Source organism: Halomonas sp. (genome assembly GCF_033549285.1).
In the GTDB taxonomy this organism is placed as follows: domain Bacteria; phylum Pseudomonadota; class Gammaproteobacteria; order Pseudomonadales; family Halomonadaceae; genus Halomonas.
The window spans coordinates 1-2,621 of the sequence record NZ_JAWSUJ010000190.1; the positions used below are offsets into that span (position 1 = coordinate 1).

1 protein-coding gene and 1 pseudogene are annotated in these 2,621 nt (G+C 63.3%); one reads left to right on the forward strand and one right to left on the reverse strand.

Going from position 1 to position 2,621, the window contains the following annotated elements:
* Positions 1-2,011 (reverse strand): PAS domain S-box protein (locus tag SCI24_RS21305; protein ID WP_318727268.1); only part of this gene is annotated, 2,011 nt, incomplete at its 3' end.
* Between the two features lie 239 nt (positions 2,012-2,250).
* On the opposite strand from SCI24_RS21305, the pseudogene SCI24_RS21310 reads away from it, so the two are divergent.
* A pseudogene (locus SCI24_RS21310) lies at positions 2,251-2,621 on the forward strand (PAS domain S-box protein); the annotation flags it as partial.

A 2,621-nucleotide genomic window follows, 5' to 3' on the forward strand; every position in this document is an offset into this window, starting at 1 on the left:
GCAAGATCCAGCGCCCCAGGGGGATGATCTGGCCGGTCTGCTCAGCCAGCGGGATGAACACCCCGGGCGAGATCATGCCGCGTTCGGGATGGTGCCAGCGGATCAGCGCCTCCAGCCCGCGGATACGACCGTTCACCGCCTCCACGATCGGCTGGTAGTAGAGCTCGAACTGGTCCTGCCGCAAGGCCGCGTGCAGATCATGGCGCAACAGCACGGTCTCCCTGGTGACCCGTTGCTGGTCACCTTCATACCAGTGCCAGGTATTACGGCCTTGCTGCTTGGCATCAGCCACCGCCAGATCGGCACGCTGCATCAGCTGATAGGCATACTCCACACACTCGCAGTTGCAGGCAATGCCGATACTGGCACTGATGTGCAGGGCACGATCCTCGATCAGGAATGGCCGGGACAGGGCGCTCAGCACCTCTTCGGCCATATCGATTGCGGCCTGACGGCCATCGAGGTTGGGGAATAGCAGGGCGAACTCGTCACCGGTCATGCGAGCCAGGAGGTTACCCACGCCGATCACCTGGCACAGCCGTTCGCTGACCGCCACCAGCAGCTGATTGCCGATATGGTAGCCCAGGCCGTCGTTGACGGCCTTGAAGCCGTCCAGGTCGAGGTGCATCACCACCAGCAGCCCCGGATCTTCCTGATCCTGCTCGACGGCGGCCTGCAGGTGCTCATCGAAGGCGGTGCGATTGGGCAGGCCGGTGAGCAGGTCATGGGTCGCCTGGTGGGTGATCTGCGCTTCCTGCTCTCGATGCTGGGTGATGTCCTGCTGGATGCCGATGTAGTGGGTGCAGTTTCCCTCTTCATCGAACACCGGGCTCAACGAGAGGTGGTTCCAGAAAGGCGTACCGTCCTTGCGGTAGTTGAGCAGGGGGATATCCGCAGGCTGCTGTTCGGTGATCGCCCAACGGAGAGCGGTGATGGCCTCGGGGTCGGTATCCGGCCCCTGCAGGAAGCGGCAGTTCCGACCCAGCACCTCCTCGGGGGCGTAGCCGGTGAGTTCATAAGAGGCGTCGTTGGCATACACCAACGGCAGGTCGGGCTTGGTGGCATCGGCCATGACCACGCCGTTGGGGGTGGCCTGGATGCCGCGCTCCAGTAGGCGGCGAGCTTCCTCTTCCTGCTTGCGGGCGGTGATGTCACGGCAGACGCCGTAGACCCCCACCACCTCGCCATCCACCGAGACCGGGAAGTTGAGGATCTCCAGCCGATAGGGGTGACCGTTGCGATGGATGCCGATGGTTTCGTACTGGTGAGCCCCGCCCTGGCGGGCGATATCGAACCCCGCCTGGGTCAGCTCGCGATAGTCGGGCTCGATAAACTCGTTGAAGTGCCGGCCGATCAGCTCGTCTTCGGGATACCCCGTGATGCGTGTGAGCGCCGCGTTGCCCCGCTGGAAGTGCCCCTCCAGGTCGAACTCGTAGACGCCGTCGGGGTGATTCACGAACAGCGAGCGGTGCCACTCGGAGAGTGCTCGATGGCTGGTAGCATCACGGTCGCGCACGATCGCCAGGGCCACCAGCGCCGCGGCCTGCCTCATCCGGCGACGACTGGTCTCGGTCGGGTGATGGGGGGTGCGGAAGTAGATGCCGAAGGTGCCCAACAGCTCGCCTTCAGCCGTCAGCACCGGGTTGGACCAGCAGGCGCATAACCCTTCGCGCTCGGCGGCATCGCGGAACACCGCCCAGCGCGGGTCGGTGCGGATATCCCCAGTGATCACCGGCTCGCGATAGTAGGCCGCACAGCCGAACGAGCCCACGTCGGGGCCAATGGGCACCGCCTGGAGGCGGTCCTGATAGGCTTGGGAGAAACGCTGGTTGGGGATGAGGCTGAGCGTCTGACACTTAGTATCGAAGCGCATGAAGGCAGGCACGGCATCCGGCAGCAGCACCTCGATCCAGCGAGCAATGGCATCAACCGTTTTTTCTAGCGGAACCTGCTGAACAATCCGTTCATGAACCTCCTGCTGCGCCTCCATCAGCGCCAGTTCGTCGAGCACTCCAATGTCTCCATGTGTCAGGGGGGAAGGCGGCATTCCTTGTTGCCTATCAATATAGCGAAATAGTGTCTCAGCCTTTCAGGTTAGGCAAGGCGGAGTGAGGCAACGTACTCGGCGATAAAGAGGCGTTAAAAAACGACAGGTGACGCTGGTCGCCTATTGCCCGATACTGCCGGCCCCTTTCCTTCTGGGTAACTTGCCGGGCCATGACGGCGCCTGGTCTTACCGAGATATTGCCAGTGATCTTCAAATCTCTCTGGGCCCGCCTGACCGTAGCCCTTGTCGTCCCGGTGGGGCTGGTCACCCTGACACTGACCCCGATTCTCGCGTCTCACCTCGAAGAACGCTTCGACAGCACGCGCCGGTCGGCCGAGTCGCTTCTCGCGTCCGAGTACGACCTGCTCTTGCGGGGCATGAACGAGAGCTTCAACCAGGTGCTGGCCACCGCGGAGTACCCGCTGCTGAGACGCTTCCTGTCCCGCCAGGCGGCCGCCGAGACACCGACGTGGGGCCTCGCGGCACAGAGCGACTGGAGACAGCTGGAAGTCCTGTTCGACACCCTGCTGACCCACTTCGGTCGCTACACCCGCCTGGCGGTAATCGACACTCT